The sequence below is a fragment of the Rhodococcus sp. NPDC056516 genome (genome assembly GCF_042794655.1).
Taxonomy (GTDB): domain Bacteria; phylum Actinomycetota; class Actinomycetes; order Mycobacteriales; family Mycobacteriaceae; genus Rhodococcus_F.
In genome coordinates this window covers 555,996-576,671 of sequence record NZ_JBHTTG010000005.1, presented here as the reverse complement: position 1 = coordinate 576,671, position 20,676 = coordinate 555,996, and the positions used below count along the sequence as shown (strand labels likewise).

Here is a 20,676-nt window from a genome sequence, read left to right as displayed (position 1 = left end):
CCAGTTCGAGCATCCAGCCATCCAGGGTAGAACAAAAAGCGAATGCCCCGCCGATCCACTTGGATCGACGGGGCATTCCGCTTACCGAATCGAGGCAGAACCGATCAGGAGAGAACCAACTGATCCGCGTCCTCGCTGACACCGACATGCACGGTGTCGCCGTCCTGGACCTTGCCGGCCAGGAGCAGCTTGGCGAGCTGGTCGCCGATCGACTGCTGAACGAGTCGACGCAGAGGCCGAGCGCCGTACAGCGGGTCGTAGCCGCGAACCGCAAGCCACATCCGGGCCGCACCGTTCACCTCGAGGGTGAGACGACGCGCAGCCAGACGCTTCTGCAACTGCTCGAGCTGGATGTCGACGATGTGCTCCAACTGCTCTTCGGAGAGCGAGTCGAAGACAACGACGTCGTCGAGACGGTTGATGAACTCGGGTTTGAACGCGTGGCGTACCGCGTCCATGACCTGCTCACGTGTTCCACCGGATCCCAGGTTGGAGGTCAGGATCAGGATGGTGTTGCGGAAGTCCACCGTGCGGCCTTGACCGTCGGTGAGTCGGCCTTCGTCGAGCACTGCGAGCAGGACGTCGAACACGTCGGGGTGTGCCTTCTCGACCTCGTCGAAGAGGACCACCGAGTACGGGCGTCGCCGAACTGCTTCGGTGAGCTGGCCGCCGGCTTCGTAGCCGACGTATCCCGGAGGGGCACCGACGAGTCGGGCCACCGAGTGCTTCTCACCGTATTCGCTCATGTCGATGCGGATCATCGCGCGCTCGTCGTCGAAGAGGAAATCCGCCAAGGCTTTGGCGAGCTCCGTCTTACCGACGCCGGTCGGGCCGAGGAACAGGAAGGAACCGGTGGGCCGATTAGGATCGGCGACACCTGCTCTGGCGCGGCGGACCGCATCCGAGACGGCGACGACGGCGTCGGTCTGCCCGACTACCCGCTTGCCGAGTTCGGACTCCATGCGGAGCAGCTTCTCGGTCTCGCCTTCCATCATCCGGCCGGCGGGGATTCCGGTCCAGGCTGCGACCACGTCTGCGACGTCGTCGGGCCCGACCTCTTCCTTGAGCATCACGTCACCGTCGGAGGCAGCTCCGGAAGCGGCTGCTGCCTCTTCCAGTTCCTTCTCGAGCGCCGGGATGCGGCCGTAGCGCAACTCGGCTGCCTTGCCCAGATCGCCGTCACGCTCAGCGCGTTCGGACTCTCCTCGCAGGGTTTCGAGCTGTTCCTTCAGCACGCGCACCGAGTCGATGGCCTGCTTTTCGTTCTGCCAGCGGGTGCTGAGCTGATTGAGCTTTTCGCGGTCGTCGGCGAGTTCCTGACGCAGCTTCTCGAGCCGTGCCTTGGACGCGTCGTCGGTTTCCTTCTCGAGTGCCACTTCTTCGATTTCGAGTCGGCGAACGGTGCGTTCCACCTCGTCGATCTCGACGGGTCGCGAGTCGATCTCCATGCGAAGTCGCGATGCAGCTTCGTCCACGAGGTCGATGGCCTTGTCCGGCAGGAACCGCGACGTGATGTAGCGGTCCGACAGCGCGGCAGCAGCCACCAACGCGGAGTCGGTGATGCGCACGCCGTGGTGCACCTCGTAGCGCTCCTTGAGGCCGCGCAGGATGCCGATGGTGTCCTCGACCGAGGGCTCACCGACGAGCACCTGCTGGAAACGACGCTCGAGTGCGGCGTCCTTCTCGATGTACTTGCGGTACTCCTCGAGCGTGGTGGCACCGACCAGCCGCAGCTCACCGCGGGCGAGCATCGGCTTGATCATGTTGCCTGCGTCCATCGCGGATTCACCGGTGGCACCGGCGCCAACGATGGTGTGCAACTCGTCGATGAAGGTGATGACCTGTCCGGCACTGTTCTTGATGTCGTCGAGGACAGCCTTGAGGCGCTCCTCGAATTCACCGCGGAACTTGGCGCCCGCGACCATGGACCCGAGGTCCAGGGACACGACGGTCTTGCCTCGCAGCGATTCCGGGACGTCACCCGCGACGATGCGTTGGGCCAGGCCCTCCACGATCGCGGTCTTGCCGACGCCGGGCTCACCGATGAGTACCGGGTTGTTCTTGGTACGACGCGAGAGCACCTGCACGACACGACGGATCTCGGTGTCGCGACCGATCACCGGGTCGAGCTTGCCGCTTCGTGCGGCTTCGGTGAGGTCGGTCGAGTACTTTTCCAGTGCTTGGTAGGTGCCTTCGGGCTCTGGGCTGGTGACGCGAGCGCTGCCACGGACGGTGGTGAAGGCTTCACGCAGTGCGTCCTGGGTGGCGCCGTGGCGCACGAGCAACTGTGCGACGTCGGAGTCGCCGCCGGCCAGCCCGTAGAGGACGTGCTCGGTGGAGACGTACTCGTCGTCCATTTCGGTGGCGAGGTGCTGAGCAGCGGTCAGTGCCGCGAGTGCCTCACGCCCGAGTTGCGGAGTGGAGCTTGCGCCGGTTGTCTTGGGCAGGCGATCGACGATTGCCTGTGCTTCTCGGTGTACGACGGTGGGGTCGACGCCTACAGCTTTGAGTAGTGGGGCAGCGATGCCGTCGGTCTGGTCGAGCAATGCGACCAGCAGATGGGCAGGCCGGATATCGGGGTTACCCGCCGACGACGCCGACTGCAGTGCAGCCGTCATCGCAGCCTGGGTCTTGGTTGTTGGTGTGAACGAGTCCACTTGTCACCTTTCTGGCGAAGTCGAACGGGAAGAGCCGCGACCGGTTGGTATTGCGACTGTGTCAATATGCTCAACGCGGACAAACTTGAGTCTATTCCGCTCAAGTTTGTTTTCGCCAGGCCGAGTTCGTTTCGTAGGTCACATTTTCAGCCGTACTAGAATTGTGGCGAGAGTTGCAGCTGGTGTGAAAGGGGGATGGATTGGATCCGACAGTGATTGCCCGTCTGCAATCCAGCCTCGATTCTCTGACCGACGACGAAGAGAGCCGTGCGCACTTCTCGGCCGTGTTCTACACCGGCCTCTTTGCGGAACATCCTCTGTACCGCTCATTGTTCCCGGCCGGGATGGAATCGCAGGGGCACCGTTTCTTCAGAGCGATCGAGTTCGTCGTCAAGAACCTCCCCCAACATCGTCGGATCCGGAAGTTCCTCACCCAACTCGGCCGCGATCATCGCCGTTACGGCGTCGAGCGTGAGCACTACGAGGCTGCCGGTGTTGCACTCGAGCGCGCGGTTCGGTCGATGTACGGAACCAGCGCGCACAGTCGCTACAAGTGGACACCGGAACTGGAGGACGCCTGGTCTCAGTTCACCGACCTCATCGTCAGCACGATGGCCGACGGCGCCGAATCCGACACGTCCCCGGCGCTCTGGGGTGGAACCGTGGTCAGCCACGAACGAGTGCTCGACGATCTGGCGATAGTGCGCCTCGAAGCCGACCCACCCATTCCGTACGGGGCGGGGCAATACCTCGGCGTTCAGATTCCCCAACGCCCGAAGATGTGGCGGTACTACTCGCCGGCGATTCCGACCAACCCTTTCGGTCAGCTCGAGTTCCACATCCGCAAGGTGTCGGGAGGATGGGTCAGCCCGGCGATCGTCGGTGAAACCAATGTCGGTGACCGCTGGGTCATGTCCACTCCCCTCGGCGGCTTGGAGGTCGACTTCACCAGCGACCGCGACGTTCTCATGATCGGCTCCGGCACCGGCATCGCCCCACTGCGAGCCCAGGTGATGGAAATGTCTCAGCGCGCGAACAATCCGCGCGTGCACCTGTTCGTCGGCGGACGGTATCCGTGCGACCTCTACGACCTCGAAACGCTCTGGCACATCTCGCTCAGCAACCCGTGGTTGACCGTCGTACCGGTATCCGAAGAACCCGAAAACCCTTGGTGGCACAACGGACCGGTACTCGAACCCCCCTTCGGAATGCACAGCCGACTGATCGGACCAATCGGAAAAGTGGTTTCGCAGTTCGGCTCGTGGGCCGACCGCCAGGTCCAGATCTCGGGGTCACCGTCGATGATCAAGACGACCGTCTACGCCTTGCGCGCCGGCGGAACTCCGCTCGACCAGATCCGGCACGACCCGCTCTACTGACTACAGGAGAACTTTCATGGCCCAGCGAACCTGGTCGAGCACAGTCGTCGAACATCACCGTCTCCGTGAGGATCTGGCGGTTGTCCGCCTGGTCGGCGACGTCGTCCCGTTCCGCCCCGGCCAGTACGTCGACGTCAGCGTTCCGCAGAATTCGCGGTTGCTCCGCCGGCTCTCCCCCGCCCTGCCTCCCTCACACGACGGGAAGTTGGAGTTTCACGTCAAGACGGTTCCCGGCGGTTGGGTCAGCGGTTCGATAGTCAAGGACACCCAACCCGGTGACGTTTGGCAGATACTCGACCCGCGCGGCAATCTGTCGGTCGACGAGAACGGCCCCACCGTCATCATGGTCGCGGGCGGAACCGGTTTGGCCCCACTGCGCTCGATCATTCTCGATCTGGCTCAGACCCCAAACCCGCCGCAGGTGTACCTCTTCTTCGGCGGCCGAACGCTTCGTGATCTCTACGCAGCGGACATGCTGTGGCTGCTGGCCGACCAGTTTCCGTGGTTGCAGCCGATTCCCGTCGTCGAAGATCTGTCCGACGGCGGCCCGCCCGACGGATGGTTCGACCGGTTGAACGTCGACATCGGATTCGGCGACGATCATCTCATCGAGGGAACGCTCGCCGACGTTGTCGCGTCGTACGGCGCGTTCACCGAACATCAGGTCTTGGTGTGCGGATCCGCGGCCATGGTTCGATCGACGCGTGATCGGTTGATCGAGGCCGGCACCCCGGCCGACGTCATTCAGTTCGACCCGTACTGACGATCAGTACGTCGGATCATTGCGAACGGTGTCGACGTCGATGCCCACTGCGCGAAGCCTGAATTTGGTGCTGTTGACCATGGATTCGCTGCCGACGACCTGGATGTCGTAGCCCGCCCAGTCCCCGAACGAGGTCACGACCTTGCCGACCTTGCCGACGATGCGCCGCTTCATGCCGATCGGCGGGAGTGGCTCCGATTCGGTGTGCCACCACGGATTCTCGTCCTCTTCGGAGACGGGGACGATCGTGAGCCACGGGTGCTTCTCGGCCAACTTCCACAGGTGTGGAAGGTCGTAGAGATCGCACGGATTCTGACCGGAATAGAACAGATGAACCTTGCGCGTGTTTCCGCGTCGGATCAGCTCGAGTATCTGCGCGCGAAGAGGCGCGACGCCTGTTCCCGACGCGATCATCAGCAGGTCCTTGGAGTTCTCCGGAATCCCGAGTGCACCGATCGGCGAGCCGACCACCCAGGTGTCGCCGACGGCGGTCTGGTTGACCATCGCCGGGCTGACCCAACCACCGGTGACCTGACGGATGTGGAACTCGAGGATTCCGCTTCCGTCGTACGGCGTGGCCGGTGAGAGGTAGCGCCACATGCGCGGCCTCGCGGCGACCTGCACGCTGACGTACTGACCGGCGCGGTACTCCATAGTCTGGTCGAGTTGCAGCCGGACGACGGCGACGCCCTTGATGACCGGGCGGCAATCGATGACGGTGGCACTCCAGGCGGGCGGACCGTCCTCGGCGTTGGCGGCATCCATCATCGCTGCCGAGATGATCGCGAGCGCGTTGCGCCACGCACTGTCGACCTCGTCTGTCCACAGTTCGGCACCGCCGAACGTCTCGAGCGCTTCGATCAAGGCATTACCGACGGCCGTGTAGTGCTCGTCGGTGACTCCGTACTTACGGTGATCGCGGCCGAGCTGCGCGAGGTACTCGAGTATCGCGTCGGACTCGTCGAGACGTTCGACGACGTGAGCGATAGCGCTGACGAGCCGATCCCGCTGCACATCCATCGCTGCCGGAAAAAACTCACGGGTTTCGGGCGATCGAGCGAACAGAATCGAATAAAAGGTACGGGCGAGCCGTTCCGGACCATCTTCTACCGCAGCGACGGATTTGAAGCTCGACCGGACCAGAGAAATTGCTTGCGAATCCACGCTCATCCTCGTCCCGACTAGACGCGGCAAGACCCGCCGCGGAATTTCGTCTGCAGCTTATGTCACAAATGTCTGACTCGTAAATCATTCTGGACAAGTGTCACAATGCGACCCCATTTCGCGGTGTGACCGTCCCTTTCTTATTCTTGCGTGCAAGATAAACAAGAGCTTCGACACTCTCGATCGCCGAGCTAACGTTCAGCGAAATCTCAACCAGCCAAACAGGAGTCGTGCCGTGGATTTTGTTCGACAGGACGAATTGCCCACCGATAGCGGGCTTACGTCCCAGATCGCCTCCACTACCCCGACGCTGACCGAGCTTCAACGTCGGGAACTCGAGTGCGTCGAATTTTTCGACTCTCCGGAACTGGGCCACCTCCCGACGTCTCGGCGGCGCGAGGCCTTGCGTGAGCTCCATCGGACCGGTACCTACACGCACACAGCGGAGGAATTGCTCGTCGGCGCCAAACTCGCCTGGCGAAACCACGCCAGGTGTGTCGGTCGCGCGCATTGGCGGACCCTCAAACTCATCGACGCGCGCGATGCCGTCACGGCTTCCGCTCTCGCAGAAGCATGCTGGGAGCACCTGCGTATGTCGACCAACGGCGGCGCTCTGCAGTCGGTCGTGACGGTCGGGCCACTCCCCCGAGAGGACGGTCAGGAGTACCGCATCCTCAGCCCGCAACTGATCCGCTACGCCGGCTACCGGCAGCCTGACGGCACCATCCTCGGCGACCCGTGGCACGTCGATCTGACCGCTCAGGTCACCGCGATGGGATGGAAAGGCGCCGGTACGCCGTTCGACGTTCTCCCCGTACTGATTTCGGTTCCCGACGAACCCCTGCAGTACTTCGACGTCCCGGCCGACCTCGTTCTCGAGGTCGAGATCGAGCATCCCGAATACAGCTGGTTCGCTGATCTGGGGCTTAAATGGCATGCCGTTCCCGCAGTCTCGGACATGAACCTCGACATCGGCGGAATCGTGTATCCCTGCACGCCGTTCAGCGGTTGGTACGTCAGCACCGAGGTCGGAGCCCGTAACTTCAGTGACGGCGATCGCTACAACATGTTGCCCACCATCGGAGCGATGATGGAGCTCGACATGAGCCACGACCGCACGCTCTGGAAGGACCGCGCACTGGTCGAGTTGAACCGCGCAGTTATTCACAGCTACCGCAAGGCCGGCGTCATCATGGTCGACCACCACACTGTCGCAAAGCAATTCATCGATCACATCGCGCGCGAGGACAAGGCCGGGCGCAAGTGCCCCACCGACTGGTCATGGGTGAACCCGCCCATGTCCAGCTCGCTCACGCCGACGTTCCACCGCCTGTACGACGAGCCCGATCTCGACATCCGGCCCAACTTCGTGACAAAAAAGAAGAAGGGCACCGACCAAGGCCGGTGCCCCTTCCACAACTGATCGCGCTCAGAAGGGGATCTGTCCCAATCCGACGCCGACCACGAGCATCGTGATCGAGATCAGACCGGCTCGCCACAGAACCTTCTTGTGGTGATCCGCCAGCGACACACCGGCGAGTGTGACCAGGAGCAGGATCGCCGGGACCAGCGGGCTCTGCATGTGCACTGCCTGCCCGGTGATCGACGCACGTGCCATCTCCACCGGCTCGATTCCGTACTGCGCTGCCGTCTCGGACAGCACCGGGAGTACACCGAAGTAGAACGCGTCGTTGGTCATGAAGAACGTGAGCGGAATGCTCAGGACGCCCGTGATGACGGCGAGGTGCGGGCCCATCGCGTCGGGAATGACCTGGAGCAACCACTCGGCCATTGCCTCGACCATGCCGGTTCCCTGGAAAACGCCGGTCAGCACGGCTGCTGCCAGCACCATCGCGACCACCGAGACGATGCTCGACGAATGGCGTGCGATTGCTTCACCCTGATCCTTGACCGCCGGGAAGTTGACCGCGAGGGCGATCGACGACGCGATCATGAAGAGGACCGGAATGGGCAGGATGTCCATCACGAGCACAACGAGAAGGATCGTCGTCAGCGCTGCGTTGAACCACAGGAGTTTCGGCCGCAAGGTGTCACGCCCGGGGGCAAGCCCGTCGATGAAGCGTCCGGTGTCGCCGCCGTCGTCTTCCGGCTCGTTCGAGCCGCCGGTGCCGGCGCTTCCGGTGCTTCCGGTGCTTCCGGTGCTAGAACTTCCACCGTTTCCGACCTTTTCGAGGATGCGCTCAGAAGTCAGGACCAAAGTCCCGATCCTTCGGCGCTCCATGATCCCGAGGTGAATGGCGAACCCGAGCACCATGATCAGTCCGACGATCAACGACGGCACCATCGGGACGAAGACGTCGGAAGGTGAGAGTCCCAGCGCGCTCGCGGCCCGGACGGTCGGGCCACCCCAGGGAATGATGTTCATCGTCGCGTTCGACAGGCCGGCGATCACCGTCAGGACGACGGGACTGACGCCGAGTTTGAGGTAGAGCGGGAGCATCGCGGAGGTCACGATGATGAAGGTCGTCGAACCGTCGCCGTCCAGGGAGACAACCATCGCGAGCACTGCGGTTCCGACCACGAGCCGCATCGGATCGTCACGCACCATCCGCAGGATGAGCTTGACCAGCGGATCGAAGAGTCCGACGTCGATCATGATTCCGAAGAAGATGATCGCGAAGAACAACAGCGCCGCGGTGGGTGCGAGCGACTTGATGCCGTCGGTGATCATGTCGCCGATTCCGAGGCCGGCCCCGGCAAGTAGTCCGAAGGCCACCGGAACCAGAGTCAGTCCCACCACCGGGGTCGCGCGTTTGGTGAGGATCAGGAACATGAACACCGCAACCATGAGGAAGCCGAGTGTGACGAGCATGATGAACTCCTTTTGTGCTGAATTGCCGAGAAAAACGGCACGGCAAATCGAGCCGGTGACCTTCGTTGAGGTGAAACGAAACTTCGGTTGTGCTTAGTTGATGCCGGGCGGATCGAGTGTTGCGTCGACAAACCGGGATTGATCGGTGAGGAATGCGGAGAACTCGGGTTCGGTGAGAACTGCACTGTTCCAACCGTTTCGGCGAGACAGCTCGTTCCACCGCGGGCTTGCCGCCAGATCCCCTACCAAATTCTGCAAGTGCTGACGCTGATCGTCCGTCAGGCCCGGCGGCGCCATGAGCCCGCGCCAATTGGTGAACGTGACGTCGACGCCGGACTCCGCCATCGTGGGCGCATCCACCGCCGGGGTACGGGCCGGCGAGCTGACCGCAAGGACCCGAACCGTGCCTGCCGCAATCTGATCGAGGTACTCACCGATACCCGTAGCAGCGACGTCGACCTGCCTCGTGAGCAGTGCGGGAAGCAGTTCTCCACCGCCGTCGTAGATGCGGTACGGGGAGCGCGACGGATCGACACCGACCGCCCGGGCGAACAGAAGGCGGAACAACCCGTCCGGTCCACCTTCACTCGAACCGCCGCCGATCGAGATCGACGACGGATCCGCCACCCAGGCCTGCGTCAGATCGGCGAGAGTTTTGTACGGTGAATCTGCTGGAACCAGTAGCGCTTCCGGTTCTTCGACCAGTCTCGCGATCGGCGTCACGTCGGCAAGTGTGTGCTCGGACGGCAGTATCTCGAGCGAACCGAGAACTCCGAGTCCCATGACCATGAGAAGGTCGGGGTTTCCGCGTTCGAGAGCCAACCGGTTGAGTCCGACGATGCCGCCCGATCCGGGCAGCACAACGACGTCGGCGTCGACGGTTCCTTCGTCGGCAAGTGCTTGCACCATGGTCCGGGCAGTCAGGTCGTAACCACCACCGGCCACCGAGGGCACCAGTACGCGCAGTTCCTCGGAACTCTCACCCGCTCGGCCACCGGCAAAAAAGGACTCGAGCGGAGTACATCCGGTCGAGAGCACAAGAGTCATCGCGCAGGCACCGAGCAGGGCGATATGCCTGCTCAGCCGCTTCGATGCGCTCATGGCCTTGTCCTTGTCTGCCGGTACCGATGTGTGAACAGGTTTCATACTGACGCACTTTGTGACTGGGGTCACCATTGGGAAAGCAAATTGATTTGTGCTCATTGTGCTCACGAACGGCCGCTTCCCCGGCATCGAACTGAAGGCTAGGGTCTGGCTGGTGTCCTCAGGAAACGAGCAGGCGGAGCGAGAGCGCAAGTTGCCTCTGCGTGCGCGACTTCGTCGGCGCCGGCACACTCTGGCGACACAACTTCTCGAACTGCAACTTCTGATCGTCGTCGCGGTTCTCGTGTGCGTCACTGCCCTCTCCCTCGCGCAGTCGTCTGCGAGTTTCCAACGCGAGGAAGGACGCCGCGCACTCTCGGCAGCGGAATCGCTCGCAGCCAATCCGGCAGTGCGCGAACTGCTCCCCCAGGCTCAGACCCGCCTCCGCTCCGGACTACAAGGTTCGGTCGACTCGGTGCGCGCCATCTCGGGCGTCACCTATGTCTCGCTTGCCGACGCCGACGGCGGTGTCGTGATTTCGACGCGTCCCGGCGACGTCGGCATCGACGCACGTCAGACCCAGGATCGGTCATGGACGGGTTTGGTCGACACGCCCTCCGGCAAGGCCGTGGAGGCGCACGTTCCGATTCTCGGCAGTGAAGGAGCGATTACCGGGACTGCGATCGTCGGCATCGAGTACCCCTCGATCTGGACGCGGCTAGGACAGTCCGCGCCGAATCTCCTGGTGTACCTCGCGGTGGCATCCCTTCTCGGCGGCGTCGGGTCGATCCTGTTGGCCCGCAGGGTCAAACGGCAGACCCTCGGCATGGAAGCCGGCGAGATCCTGGACCTGGTTCGCCAACGTGAGGCAATGCTGCGCGGTCTCAAGGAAGGCGTCATCGCATTCGACGCGCAGGGAAAAGTGGTGCTGATGAGCGACAGTGCCCACCAACTCCTCGACATCCCACGCGGCAGTGCCGGCAGATCGGTGCGGGACCTCGGTCTCGACGACCGCCTCCAGAGTGTACTGACTTCCGGCACAACCGAATCCGATCAGTTGGTTCTTGTCGGCGATCGCCTGCTCGTCCTCAACACCGTCTTGATCGAATCGAAGGGCCGCACCATCGGTTCGGTCACCACTTTCCGCGACCGCACCGAATTGCGTTCCGTGGAAGAAGAACTCGACGTGACCAAAACCAGCACCGACGCACTACGCGCTCACATCCACGAGTTCGACAATCAACTGCACACCATCTCCGGCCTCATCCAACTCGGCGAATACGACGAGGTGGTCGGCTACGTCGAGGGTCTGACCATGGAGCGCGCGCAGGTCAGTGCGACCGTGACCGAGAAGATCGCCGACGTCGGCACCGCCGCACTCGTGATCGCCAAGATAGGCGCCGCTGCACAGGGGTTGGTCACGGTCGAGTTGGCGCCGGACACGCATCTGGAGGCGGTGGACCGCGGACTCGGACGAGATCTCGTGACGGTAGTCGGAAACCTCGTCGACAATGCCGTCGACGCCGTCGGTGAGATGCCGGAAGCCTCGCGTCGCAAGGTTCGGTTGTCGATTCGCGACCGTGGCACCGCCGTCGAAGTGCGTGTCGAGGACGCCGGCCCCGGTATCGCGCCGGAGAATCGCGACAGGGTTTTCGGCCAGGGTTGGAGCACCAAGGGACAATCGAGTGACGGACACGGTTTCGGCTTGGCGCTGGTACGCCTCACGTGTCGTCGACGGGGCGGCGACGTCACCGTGAGCACTCGTTCGGCAGAAGGCATCGAGTGGACTGTCTTCACGGCAGTCCTACACGACGGAGAGGGCGCATGATCCGGGTACTGGTGGTCGACGACGACTTCATGGTGGCGAAGGTGCACAGCGGATTCGTCTCGCGGATAGACGGTTTCGAAGTGTGCGGCGTCGCCCATTCGGCCGAGGCCGCCCTGACCGCAGTCGGTGAGTTGCAACCCGACCTGGTTCTTCTCGACGTCCACCTGCCCGGCACCACCGGACTCGATCTGATCGCCCCGTTTCGCGAGCTGGCACCGGAGCTGGATGTTCTTGTCATCACGAGTGAACGCGAGGCGGGCTCGGTCAAGAAGGCACTGCGCAGCGGCGTCGTGCATTACCTGATGAAGCCATTCACGTTCGAGGTTCTACGTGAGCGTCTCGAGCGGTACCGATCGACGTACGCGAAGCTCGACAGCATCGGCGAAGCTGAACAGCGAGCGGTGGACGAGGCTTTCGGCGTGGCCGGTGGCGCGACCGCGGCATCGTCGCTCAAGGGTCTACCGAAGGGACTCAGTCCTGAGACCCTTCAGCTGGTCGAGACAGCACTGCGTGACGGAACCGAACCCGCCTCGGCTACAGACATTTCCGAGAGGGTCGGCATCTCGCGGGCGAGCGCGAGGCGCTACCTCGAGTACCTGTACGAAACCGGGCGGTCCACCACCTCGCTGAAATACGGAGTGGTGGGCCGCCCGGAGCGTCGATACGTCTGGAAACGCTGAACCTGCGCTACACGACGCTGGTTGCTAGACCGCGCGGGCGCTGGTCTCCCAGTACCTCGCGCGCAGTGCCTTCTTGTCCAACTTGCCCAGCGGCGTCAGCGGAAGGGAATCCACGAAGTCGATGCTCTTGGGCGCGTGAACCGAACCCTTGGCTGCCTTCACCTTCTCGACCAGTTCCTCGGTGTCGACGGTCAGTCCGGCACGAAGCACCACGCACGCCTTGACGGCTTCGCCCCACTTGTCGTCGGGCACACCGACTACCGCCACCGATGCGACGGACGGGTGCGCCGAGATCACGTCCTCGATTTCGCGCGGGAACACGTTGAAACCACCGGTCACGATCATGTCTTTCTTGCGATCGACGATCGACATGAACCCGTCCTTGTCCTTACGCGCGATGTCGCCGGTGTGCAGCCAACCACCACGGAATGCCTCGGTGGTCTCGGCAGGCTTCTTCCAATACCCCTTCATGATCAGCGGACCGCGCACGCAGATCTCACCAAGTTCTCCCTGCGGCACCTCGTTGAGGTCGTCGTCGAGCAACCGGACGTCGAGCCACGGCACCGGACGCCCACACGTGGCGAGGCGGGCCGGATCGTCGGCGAGGTGTTCTTCCTTGCGCAGCACCGAAATTGTCATGCCGCACTCGGTCTGACCGTAGAACTGGAAGAATATCTGACCGAACTTCTTGATGCCCTCCTGCAATCTGGCGGGAGACATCGCGGACGCTCCGTAGAACAGCGTCTGCAAACTCGAGACGTCACGCTTAGGTAGATCCGGGTGATCCATGAGCATGTAGATCATGGTGGGCACCAGCATGGTTGCCGTGATCTTGTGCTTTTCGATCGCCTCGAGCACCGCGCCTGGTTCGAAGGCGGGCAGGACGATCAACGCGCCGCCGCGCAGCAAAGTCGGGATGAAGAACGCCGCACCCGCGTGCGAGAGGGGCGTGCAGATGAGGAAGCGGTTGTCCTCGGGCCACTGCCACTCCGACATCTGGATCTGATTGAGCGCCGCACCCGAACGGAAGGACCCCACAACACCTTTGGGCTTGCCGGTCGTTCCACCGGTGTAGACCATGCTGCTGGCGTCTTCGGCGTCGACGTGCGCTGCCTTCAGCGGCGCAGGCTCGAACGTGGCAGCCAGCGCGAGGATGTCGATTCCCACCTCGGACGGCCCCATCGAGAGCACGTTGGTCAGCGAAGGCGACGACGCCTTCAACTCGGCGGCACGCTCCTCGAAGGCGTTGGGATCGAAGATGAGGGTCTCGATCTCGGCGTCGTCGACGATGTACTTGTGGTCGTCGAGCGATCCCATCGGGTTCAGGGCGCTCGCCCGACAGCCGGTGATCATGGTCGCGCCCATGCTGATCAGGACCTCGGGACGGTTCTTCGACAGCATGGCGGTGCTGGTGCCCTGAGTGATTCCCAGTGACGCGAGCGCCTGGGCGAAGCAGCTGATCTGATCGCGCATCTGACCGCCGGTGAGAATCACGTCGCCGAGGTACAGCGCGGGCTTGTCGTGATTGCGTTCCAGAGCGGTGATGAGCAGGTCCGGACCGTAAACCGGTCGGTGCAGGTCAGCGAACTCGTCTGTCATCTGGTCTTCCTTCTGCTCGGCGCGTGCAGTCATCGAGATGTGCTCCCGGTCACGAATACGATATCCAGAATTGCACAAAACTGGAACAGGTTCCACCTCTTCGATCGAATCCGAGAATGCTCCCGATCAGCGGGAAGCCCGTCGTCACCCGCCAGAGCGGTGGTTAGCGTCGATGTACCCACCGAGACGACCGCGTCTCGGTCGCGTCCAACGGAGAGTGTCATGACTACCAACCTCGGTACCGCCCACTTCACGGCAACTGCTCCCCGTGCTGCCACCACGCTCCTGCCCGATTTCGACTCGTTGTACGGAACCGTGCGCTCCGCACCCGACGGGTCCGTCGTCGAGCAGGACGTCGTGTTCTTCGGACGCCCCGATCCCGGCGCGCTGCTCACCGGATCCGTGAGATCGCTGGGTTCGACGCTCGAGCGGATCACCGAATACCACGATCAGACCGGGCATCTGGTGGCCGAGGTCTTCGTTCGTGAAGCCCCGACACCTGACGCCGGAACCGATTCCGTTGCCGCCCTTGCTGATTTCGCCGCTCGACGTTACGGTTCCGCGTCGCTACGCCGGTTCCGCGGACGCTGCACCTCGACCTCCGTAGGAACAGATCTGAACTGCTCCGTGACGGTGCTCGCCACGTACGAGAAGGACCACGAGAGCGTCACCGACGTAGCTCTGGTCGCCACCGATCCCGCCGGGGTCGTCACCGCCCGCGCCTGGGCGACTTACGCGATCGACAATGCGGCGACTCTCGCGAGCTGAATCTCTGCAGGTCACCGAGTAGGCGTTCCATCCAGCGGGAACTGCCGTATCTCCAGCGGGCGCTTCGTCGTTGTATGAGGCGGATCACATCACTGGAGCGTCGCAAGACGCGGCTCGGAGGAAGACATGGCACTCGGAACCGGCCCACTCACCACTACGGACGCCCCGACGCAGTCGGGCGCCGGCGAGGAAATTCGAGAAATCGAAGCGGCAGCGCCTCCCGCGCGGTTCGCGCGTGGATGGCACTGCCTCGGACTCAGCAAGACCTACCGCGACGGTCAACCCCACCAGATCGACGCATTCGGCACCAGCCTTGTCGTCTTCGCAGACAGTAAGGGCGACATCAAGATCCTCGACGCCTACTGCCGCCACATGGGCGGCAACCTGGCGCAGGGCACGGTCAAGGGCGATTCGATCGCCTGCCCGTTCCACGACTGGCGTTGGGGCGGTAACGGAAAATGTACGGCGATCCCCTACGCACGACGGGTTCCGCCGCTGGCCAAGACGCGGGCGTGGACCACACTCGAGAAGAACGGCCAGCTCTTCGTCTGGCACGACCCCCAGGGAAATCCCCCGCCCGCCGAGGTCACAATTCCCGACATCGAGGGTTTCGGAAGCAGCGAGTGGAGCGACTGGAGCTGGAACACGCTCACCATCGAAGGCTCGCATTGCCGCGAGATCGTGGACAACGTCGTGGACATGGCCCACTTCTTCTACGTTCACTACTCGTTCCCCAAGTACTTCAAGAACATCTTCGAAGGTCACGTCGCGAGCCAGTACATGGAATCGGTGGGACGTGAGGACATCATCAGCGGTACCAACTACGGCGATCCCAACGCTGTGCTTCGTTCGGATGCATCGTATTTCGGTCCGTCGTACATGATCGACTGGATCAAGAGTGAAGCCAACGGGCAGATCATCGAAACCGTATTGATCAACTGCCACTACCCCATCTCGAACAATGCCTTCGTGCTGCAGTACGGCGCGATGGTCAAGAAGCTTCCCGGTATGGACGACGAGTCCACTGCAGCGATGGCAGCGCAGTTCACCGAGGGGGTCGAGATGGGATTCCTTCAGGACGTGGAGATATGGAAGAACAAGGCCCCCATCGACAACCCGCTGCTCTCCGAGGAGGACGGCCCGGTTTACCAGTTGCGGCGCTGGTACAACCAGTTCTACACCGACGTCGAGAACGTCACGGAAGACATGACCAAGCGCTTCGAATTCGAGATCGACACCACCCGCGCCGTGGAGAGCTGGAAGCGGGAAGTCGCCGAAAACGTTGCCGCACGCGACGCCGGGGCGCTCGAGACAACCTCCTGATCCGCAGTCGAAAACACAGCTGAAACAACCGGACTGGACGCAAGGAACAACATGACGTACGAAGTACTCGAACAGATCAACGCGATGGCCGACGACATCTTTGCCGAAGGCATCGAGGCCGAGCGGATCGGCCGAGTGGCCGACGACACCGCTAAGAAGATGAAGGCAATCGGTTCCATCCGCATGCTGCACCCCAAGGAACACGGCGGCATGGAGGCGCATCCTCGCGAATTCGCCGAGACCGTCATGCGCATGGCTTCGCTGAATCCCTCGGCCGGCTGGGTGCACGGGATCGTCGGAGTTCACCCGTGGCAGCTCGCGTTCGCGGATCCGAAGGTGCAGCAGGAGATCTGGGGATCGGATCCCGATACCTGGATGGCCTCGCCGTACATGCCCGGCGGAATGTGTATCCCGACCGACGGTGGCTACAAGTTCTCCGGTCGCTGGCAGTTCTCCTCCGGCACAGACCATTGCGACTGGGCATTCCTCGGCGCGATGGCCTGTGACAAGGACGGCAACATGGAGATGCCGCCGCGCATGCTCCATGTCATCATTCCGCGTACCGACTACGAGATCATCGAAGATTCGTGGGATGTCATGGGACTTCGCGGCACCGGCTCCAAAGACCTCGTGGTCAAGGATGCCTACGTCCCCGATTACCGCGTCATGGACTGCGACGAGGTCATCGACGGCACGGCAGTGCGCAAGTACGGACGCACCGAGACGCTGTACCTGATGCCGTGGTCGAACATGTTCCCCCTCGGTATCACCGCCGCCACGATCGGCATCTGCGAGGGAATGCTCTTCCACGCCAACGAGTACCAGGCCGATCGCATCAACGCACAGGGCACGGCCGTCAAGGACGACCCGTACACCTTGTTCGCGATCGGTCAGGCAACTGCCGACATCCGGGCCGCGCGCGACACCCTGCTTGCCAACGTCGACCGCATGTGGGATCGAGTGGACGCCGGCAAGGAAGTGACCTTCGAGCAGCGCGCCGAGGGACGTCAGACTCAGGTGCAGGCCGCCTGGCGCGCGATCAACGCGATCGATCAGGTCTACCCACGCTGCGGCGGCAACGCACTGCGGATGGACAAGCCGCTCCAGCGATTCTGGCGCGACGCTCACGCTGGGCAGCATCACGCAATTCACGTACCGGGCACCGTATTCCACGCCGCCTCACTGAGCCGCCTCGGCGCCGACCCGCAGGGTCCGCTGCGGGCGATGATCTGATCAGGCTTCGACACAAGAAATCGACAGGAACCAGACACGATGACACACACTGACATCAAGGGACTTGGCTACGTCAAGATCTCGACCAACGACATGGCACGTTGGCGCACTTTCGCTTTCGACGTTCTCGGCTTCGCCAAGGGCAGTGGGCCGGACGAGAACGCTCTGTACCTGCGGCTCGACGAGCGCGCTGCGCGCATCGTCGTCGTCGAGGGTGAGCGCGACGAGATCGTCAACATCGGTTGGGAGGTCGCCGATCACGCCGCACTGCGCCGCGTTCAGGAAGCGCTCGAGAAGAACGGCACCGAGGTGGAGCAGCTTTCGCTCGCCGAGGCGGACGCTCGACGGGTCGAGGAGGTCATCGCCTTCACCGATCCCGGCGGAGCAGCCATCGAGGTCTTCCACGGAGCGATCCTCGACCACAGCCCGGTGGTGACGCCCTTCGGCGCTCGATTCGTCACCGGCTCACAGGGTCTCGGCCACGTCGTGCTTCCGGTGATGGACAGCGCGGCGAGCTTCGACTTCTACACCGAGGTGCTCGGCTTCTACCCACGCGGCGCGTTCCGTCTGCCGGCTCCGCCCGAATTCGGGCCGCTGCGAATCCGTTTCATGGGCGTCAACGAGCGTCACCACAGCTTGGCCCTGTGCCCGGCACCGCACGGCGGCGCGCCCGGCTTGATTCACATCATGGTCGAGGTGGACACCCTCGACGCCGTCGGCCAGGCACTCGACCGAGTGATGAAGGACGGGTTCTCCGTCTCGTCGACCCTGGGTCGTCACACCAACGACAAGATGATCTCCTTCTACGTCCGCGCACCCGGCGGCTGGGACATCGAGTTCGGCACCGAGGGCTCGAAGGTGGATCAGGACTCGTACTCCTCCGAGGAGATCACAGCAGACAGCTACTGGGGCCACGACTGGTCCGGAAGCGAGCCGCTGGCAGCGATGTAGTACCTGCCGGTACGGGAACCAAGGGGGCTTGCGCGAGTATTCGCGCAAGCCCTTTTCCTCGTTTCCAAGGTGACGCGCCCGAAAACAGACCGGTGATCCACTTCACAAATTCGTAAGTCTATGACACTATTTCTAATTGAAATAGCCAGTTCACTGGTTGTGGAGCTCTAAGAGAAGTGAGGTACACGATGACACTGCAGGCTGTAGATGCTTTAGGCGCCGATTCGGCCCCGACGGCAATTCTCGATCGCGTCTCGCTAGTTCTCGACGCCTTCGACGGTCCCGGCAGGTTGACGCTCGCTCAAGTCGTTCGGAGCACGGGCCTTCCCCGCTCGTCTGCCCATCGCATGCTCGAACGTCTCGTCTCGATGCGTTGGCTGCGTCGCGACGGCCGCGACTACGAACTCGGTATGCGCCTCGTCGAGCTGGGATCGCTCGCGGTTCATCAGGACCGCCTCCACGCTGCAGCCATGCCGCTTCTCCACGAGCTCTACCGCGTCACCGGCTTTGTGGTTCACCTCGGCATCCTCGACGGCCCCGATGTGGTCTACATGGAGAAGATCGGCGGACGCCTCGCAGCCGCGGTGCCGACGCGTGTGGGTGGTCGACGCCGGGCCGAGACCACTGCGATCGGTCAGGCGCTGCTCGCGTTCGGTTCGCCGAAGTCATCGGGTTACGCGCTGCCCCACCTCGCCCGGATTCGCGAATCCGGGGTTGCATTCGAAACCGGAAACGGCCTACCGGGATTCAGCTGTCTTGCGGCACCGATCGGCCCCATCGGGCGCGCCGTTGCCGCGGTATCCATCTGCGCGCCGTCGAAGGCTCTCCGCCTCGACCACGTCAGCGCAGCACCGGTTCGGATGGCAGCCGCTGCCATTTGGCGAGGCATCGACGGCGGGTCGCTGAGCGTCACTCCGACATTGCAGCGTCGTCACCTGCTGCGCAACATGCCGACCGCAGCCGGGGCCTGACTCAGATAGTCGAGCCGTTACCGGTGAGCCCGGCCTGCTCGAGCGCCAACACGTACTCCTCGACGTTCTTCCATCTGCCAGGCGTCGAGGGCAACGGCGATCCCAGTCGATCGTGCTCGGCGACGTTCGCGTACTCGGCGGACGCACGATCGATGTCTTCGAGAAGTTCGCGAGCAAGTTCGATCTCTGCTCGGAAGTAACGCTCCGACCAGCGCAACGTCATGACCGGGAACGACCAGGCCGGCTCGTTCTCGGCATGATCTGCGTGGAGTTTCGCGCGTCGAATCTGCTCTTCGACGTTGGCGATGTGGGCTTCCACCAGCGCCTTCAGTCGCTCGGGCTCGTTGAGATGCCCCATCCACAGACGCAGCATCACGCCGTGCTTGAGCACCGGAACCTCCACTGGAGCTTCGCGTGACCACGTCCGGACGGCGTCGGTTCCTGATTGGGTGATCGAGTAGAGGCGCTTGCCGCGTACACCCGGCTCGGAGACGACCCGAGACTCCACGAACCCGATGCTTTCGAGCTTCTTCAACTCTGCGTAGACCTGGCTGATGGACGGGCTCCAGTAGAAGAAGCCGACGCTCCAGTCAGCCCACTTCTTCAGATCGTTTCCGGTCAGTTCCTCCCCGAACGTGAGCATTCCGAGCACTGCCCAGCTGGTAGCGGGAAGTCCTCGGGACACGTCATCAGGTTCGGACATGCCCGAAGTCTAACAATCACTGGTGATTTGCTGGTTTCGTAGAATCCGAACGGACCGCTGAGCGGGATCAAATTTGTGTGAGACCCCTTCACCTGGCACTCGGCGGTCCGGATCCGGGCAGAGACGGCATTACTGCCATTGAGTGGGACTGCCGCTGGATTACGGCCGCGACGCCACACATCGTTGCTTCTGAAGTTGTTTGCAGAGTTCGAACAAGGAGACGACATGTCCGTGGAAAACGCCGAGCCGCCAGTTCTGGACGGGCGCACACTTCGTAACGTGATGAGCAATTTCTGCACCGGCGTCACCGTCATCACCGCTCACGACGGAGATTCGCCACTGGGCTTCACCTGCCAGTCCCTGGTCTCGGTATCGCTCGATCCCCCGCTGCTCTCGTTCTGCCCGGCGAAGACGTCGACGAGTTGGCCGAAGCTTCGTGAATCCGGAACTCTCTGCATCAATGTTCTCGCCCACGATCAGCAGGACATGTGTTCCGCCTTCGCGCGCGGCGGAACCGACAAGTTCCTCGGCATCGAGTGGGGTGCCGCCGGCAACGGTGCTCCAGCGCTCAGCGGCGCGCTGGCCCGCATCGAGGCAACCGTCGAGCAAGAACACGACGCCGGTGATCACACCATCGTCGTCGCACGCATCACCGACCTGAACGTGCTGCGCCACGACGGTCCGCTTCTGTTCTATCGCGGTGGATTCGGACGCTTCGACGCCTGAGTTTGTTGTGTCCGT

17 protein-coding genes are annotated in these 20,676 nt (G+C 62.9%); 11 read left to right on the top strand and 6 right to left on the bottom strand.

Annotation, left to right across the window (positions count from 1 at the left end):
* Positions 1 to 104: 104 nt before the first annotated feature.
* Positions 105 to 2,657 (bottom strand): ATP-dependent chaperone ClpB, encoded by a 2,553-nt coding sequence (gene clpB, locus ACFQ6Y_RS18520; protein ID WP_230816327.1) that lies wholly within the window; start codon positions 2,655 to 2,657, stop codon positions 105 to 107.
* Between the two features lie 200 nt (positions 2,658 to 2,857).
* Between clpB and ACFQ6Y_RS18515 the strand changes: the two genes are divergently transcribed.
* Both ACFQ6Y_RS18515 and ACFQ6Y_RS18510 read left to right on the top strand, forming a co-directional pair.
* Positions 2,858 to 4,036, top strand: coding sequence for an FAD-binding oxidoreductase (locus ACFQ6Y_RS18515; protein ID WP_378548536.1), 1,179 nt, complete (start codon positions 2,858 to 2,860; stop codon positions 4,034 to 4,036).
* Between the two features lie 16 nt (positions 4,037 to 4,052).
* Positions 4,053 to 4,799, top strand: coding sequence for an FAD-binding oxidoreductase (locus ACFQ6Y_RS18510; RefSeq protein WP_050656278.1), 747 nt, complete (start codon positions 4,053 to 4,055; stop codon positions 4,797 to 4,799).
* Positions 4,800 to 4,802: 3 nt separating this feature from the next.
* Here ACFQ6Y_RS18510 and ACFQ6Y_RS18505 read toward each other — a convergent pair whose 3' ends face one another.
* Positions 4,803 to 5,963, bottom strand: a complete 1,161-nt coding sequence (locus ACFQ6Y_RS18505) for a globin domain-containing protein (RefSeq protein ID WP_378635614.1) — start codon at positions 5,961 to 5,963, stop codon at positions 4,803 to 4,805.
* 235 nt (positions 5,964 to 6,198) lie between these two features.
* Between ACFQ6Y_RS18505 and ACFQ6Y_RS18500 the strand changes: the two genes are divergently transcribed.
* Positions 6,199 to 7,386, top strand: coding sequence for a nitric oxide synthase oxygenase (locus ACFQ6Y_RS18500; RefSeq protein WP_378536081.1), 1,188 nt, complete (start codon positions 6,199 to 6,201; stop codon positions 7,384 to 7,386).
* 6 nt (positions 7,387 to 7,392) lie between these two features.
* Here the strand turns inward: ACFQ6Y_RS18500 and ACFQ6Y_RS18495 are convergent, their stop codons facing one another.
* The gene (locus tag ACFQ6Y_RS18495) at positions 7,393 to 8,796 is read right to left on the bottom strand and encodes a CitMHS family transporter (RefSeq protein WP_378635604.1); all 1,404 of its coding nucleotides are present in this window, start codon (positions 8,794 to 8,796) and stop codon (positions 7,393 to 7,395) included.
* Positions 8,797 to 8,889: 93 nt separating this feature from the next.
* The gene (locus ACFQ6Y_RS18490; protein ID WP_378635600.1) at positions 8,890 to 9,942 is read right to left on the bottom strand and encodes a Bug family tripartite tricarboxylate transporter substrate binding protein; all 1,053 of its coding nucleotides are present in this window, start codon (positions 9,940 to 9,942) and stop codon (positions 8,890 to 8,892) included.
* A 112-nt stretch (positions 9,943 to 10,054) separates the two neighbouring features.
* On the opposite strand from ACFQ6Y_RS18490, the gene ACFQ6Y_RS18485 reads away from it, so the two are divergent.
* Together ACFQ6Y_RS18485 and ACFQ6Y_RS18480 are read left to right on the top strand one after the other, a co-directional pair.
* Positions 10,055 to 11,707 carry an ATP-binding protein gene (locus ACFQ6Y_RS18485; protein WP_378635596.1) on the top strand — a complete coding sequence of 551 codons (1,653 nt, stop codon included), beginning with the start codon at positions 10,055 to 10,057 and terminating at the stop codon, positions 11,705 to 11,707.
* The gene (locus ACFQ6Y_RS18480) at positions 11,704 to 12,387 is read left to right on the top strand and encodes a response regulator (protein ID WP_378635593.1); all 684 of its coding nucleotides are present in this window, start codon (positions 11,704 to 11,706) and stop codon (positions 12,385 to 12,387) included. Before ACFQ6Y_RS18485 ends, ACFQ6Y_RS18480 begins: the two co-directional genes overlap by 4 nt.
* A 24-nt stretch (positions 12,388 to 12,411) precedes the next feature.
* On the opposite strand, the gene ACFQ6Y_RS18475 is transcribed toward ACFQ6Y_RS18480, so the two are convergent.
* Complete coding sequence (locus ACFQ6Y_RS18475) at positions 12,412 to 13,986, bottom strand: AMP-binding protein (RefSeq protein WP_378635712.1); 1,575 nt, start codon at positions 13,984 to 13,986, stop codon at positions 12,412 to 12,414.
* 222 nt (positions 13,987 to 14,208) lie between these two features.
* Here ACFQ6Y_RS18475 and ACFQ6Y_RS18470 point away from each other — a divergent pair, with 222 nt between their 5' ends.
* The 5 genes from ACFQ6Y_RS18470 (at position 14,209) to ACFQ6Y_RS18450 (ending at position 19,232) form a co-directional block, all read left to right on the top strand.
* Positions 14,209 to 14,754, top strand: a complete 546-nt coding sequence (locus ACFQ6Y_RS18470) for a hypothetical protein (protein WP_378635589.1) — start codon at positions 14,209 to 14,211, stop codon at positions 14,752 to 14,754.
* 126 nt (positions 14,755 to 14,880) lie between these two features.
* Positions 14,881 to 16,077, top strand: a complete 1,197-nt coding sequence (locus tag ACFQ6Y_RS18465; protein WP_378635584.1) for a Rieske 2Fe-2S domain-containing protein — start codon at positions 14,881 to 14,883, stop codon at positions 16,075 to 16,077.
* Positions 16,078 to 16,128: 51 nt separating this feature from the next.
* A complete protein-coding gene (locus ACFQ6Y_RS18460) occupies positions 16,129 to 17,310 on the top strand; it encodes an acyl-CoA dehydrogenase family protein (protein ID WP_378635578.1) in 1,182 nt (393 codons plus the stop codon).
* Between the two features lie 39 nt (positions 17,311 to 17,349).
* Positions 17,350 to 18,261, top strand: a complete 912-nt coding sequence (gene bphC, locus ACFQ6Y_RS18455; protein ID WP_378448546.1) for a biphenyl-2,3-diol 1,2-dioxygenase — start codon at positions 17,350 to 17,352, stop codon at positions 18,259 to 18,261.
* 188 nt (positions 18,262 to 18,449) lie between these two features.
* Positions 18,450 to 19,232 carry an IclR family transcriptional regulator gene (locus tag ACFQ6Y_RS18450; protein WP_020968790.1) on the top strand — a complete coding sequence of 261 codons (783 nt, stop codon included), beginning with the start codon at positions 18,450 to 18,452 and terminating at the stop codon, positions 19,230 to 19,232.
* Between the two features lies 1 nt (position 19,233).
* Here ACFQ6Y_RS18450 and ACFQ6Y_RS18445 read toward each other — a convergent pair whose 3' ends face one another.
* Positions 19,234 to 19,935, bottom strand: a complete 702-nt coding sequence (locus ACFQ6Y_RS18445; RefSeq protein ID WP_378448547.1) for a PadR family transcriptional regulator — start codon at positions 19,933 to 19,935, stop codon at positions 19,234 to 19,236.
* Between the two features lie 225 nt (positions 19,936 to 20,160).
* Here ACFQ6Y_RS18445 and ACFQ6Y_RS18440 point away from each other — a divergent pair, with 225 nt between their 5' ends.
* The gene (locus tag ACFQ6Y_RS18440) at positions 20,161 to 20,661 is read left to right on the top strand and encodes a flavin reductase family protein (RefSeq protein WP_378548515.1); all 501 of its coding nucleotides are present in this window, start codon (positions 20,161 to 20,163) and stop codon (positions 20,659 to 20,661) included.
* The last annotated feature ends 15 nt before the right edge of the window (positions 20,662 to 20,676 follow it).

Excerpts from the sequence above, each read along its gene's own strand:
- ACFQ6Y_RS18450 (WP_020968790.1), top strand. The coding sequence starts at position 18,450 with ATGACACTGCAGGCTGTAGATGCTTTAGGCGCCGATTCGGCCCCGACG.
- ACFQ6Y_RS18465 (WP_378635584.1), top strand. The coding sequence starts at position 14,881 with ATGGCACTCGGAACCGGCCCACTCACCACTACGGACGCCCCGACGCAG.
- ACFQ6Y_RS18440 (WP_378548515.1), top strand. The coding sequence starts at position 20,161 with ATGTCCGTGGAAAACGCCGAGCCGCCAGTTCTGGACGGGCGCACACTT.
- ACFQ6Y_RS18490 (WP_378635600.1), bottom strand. The coding sequence starts at position 9,942 with ATGAAACCTGTTCACACATCGGTACCGGCAGACAAGGACAAGGCCATG.
- ACFQ6Y_RS18480 (WP_378635593.1), top strand. The coding sequence starts at position 11,704 with ATGATCCGGGTACTGGTGGTCGACGACGACTTCATGGTGGCGAAGGTG.
- ACFQ6Y_RS18475 (WP_378635712.1), bottom strand. The coding sequence starts at position 13,986 with ATGACAGACGAGTTCGCTGACCTGCACCGACCGGTTTACGGTCCGGAC.
- ACFQ6Y_RS18445 (WP_378448547.1), bottom strand. The coding sequence starts at position 19,935 with ATGTCCGAACCTGATGACGTGTCCCGAGGACTTCCCGCTACCAGCTGG.
- bphC (WP_378448546.1), top strand. The coding sequence starts at position 17,350 with ATGACACACACTGACATCAAGGGACTTGGCTACGTCAAGATCTCGACC.
- ACFQ6Y_RS18470 (WP_378635589.1), top strand. The coding sequence starts at position 14,209 with ATGACTACCAACCTCGGTACCGCCCACTTCACGGCAACTGCTCCCCGT.
- ACFQ6Y_RS18495 (WP_378635604.1), bottom strand. The coding sequence starts at position 8,796 with ATGCTCGTCACACTCGGCTTCCTCATGGTTGCGGTGTTCATGTTCCTG.
- ACFQ6Y_RS18510 (WP_050656278.1), top strand. The coding sequence starts at position 4,053 with ATGGCCCAGCGAACCTGGTCGAGCACAGTCGTCGAACATCACCGTCTC.
- ACFQ6Y_RS18460 (WP_378635578.1), top strand. The coding sequence starts at position 16,129 with ATGACGTACGAAGTACTCGAACAGATCAACGCGATGGCCGACGACATC.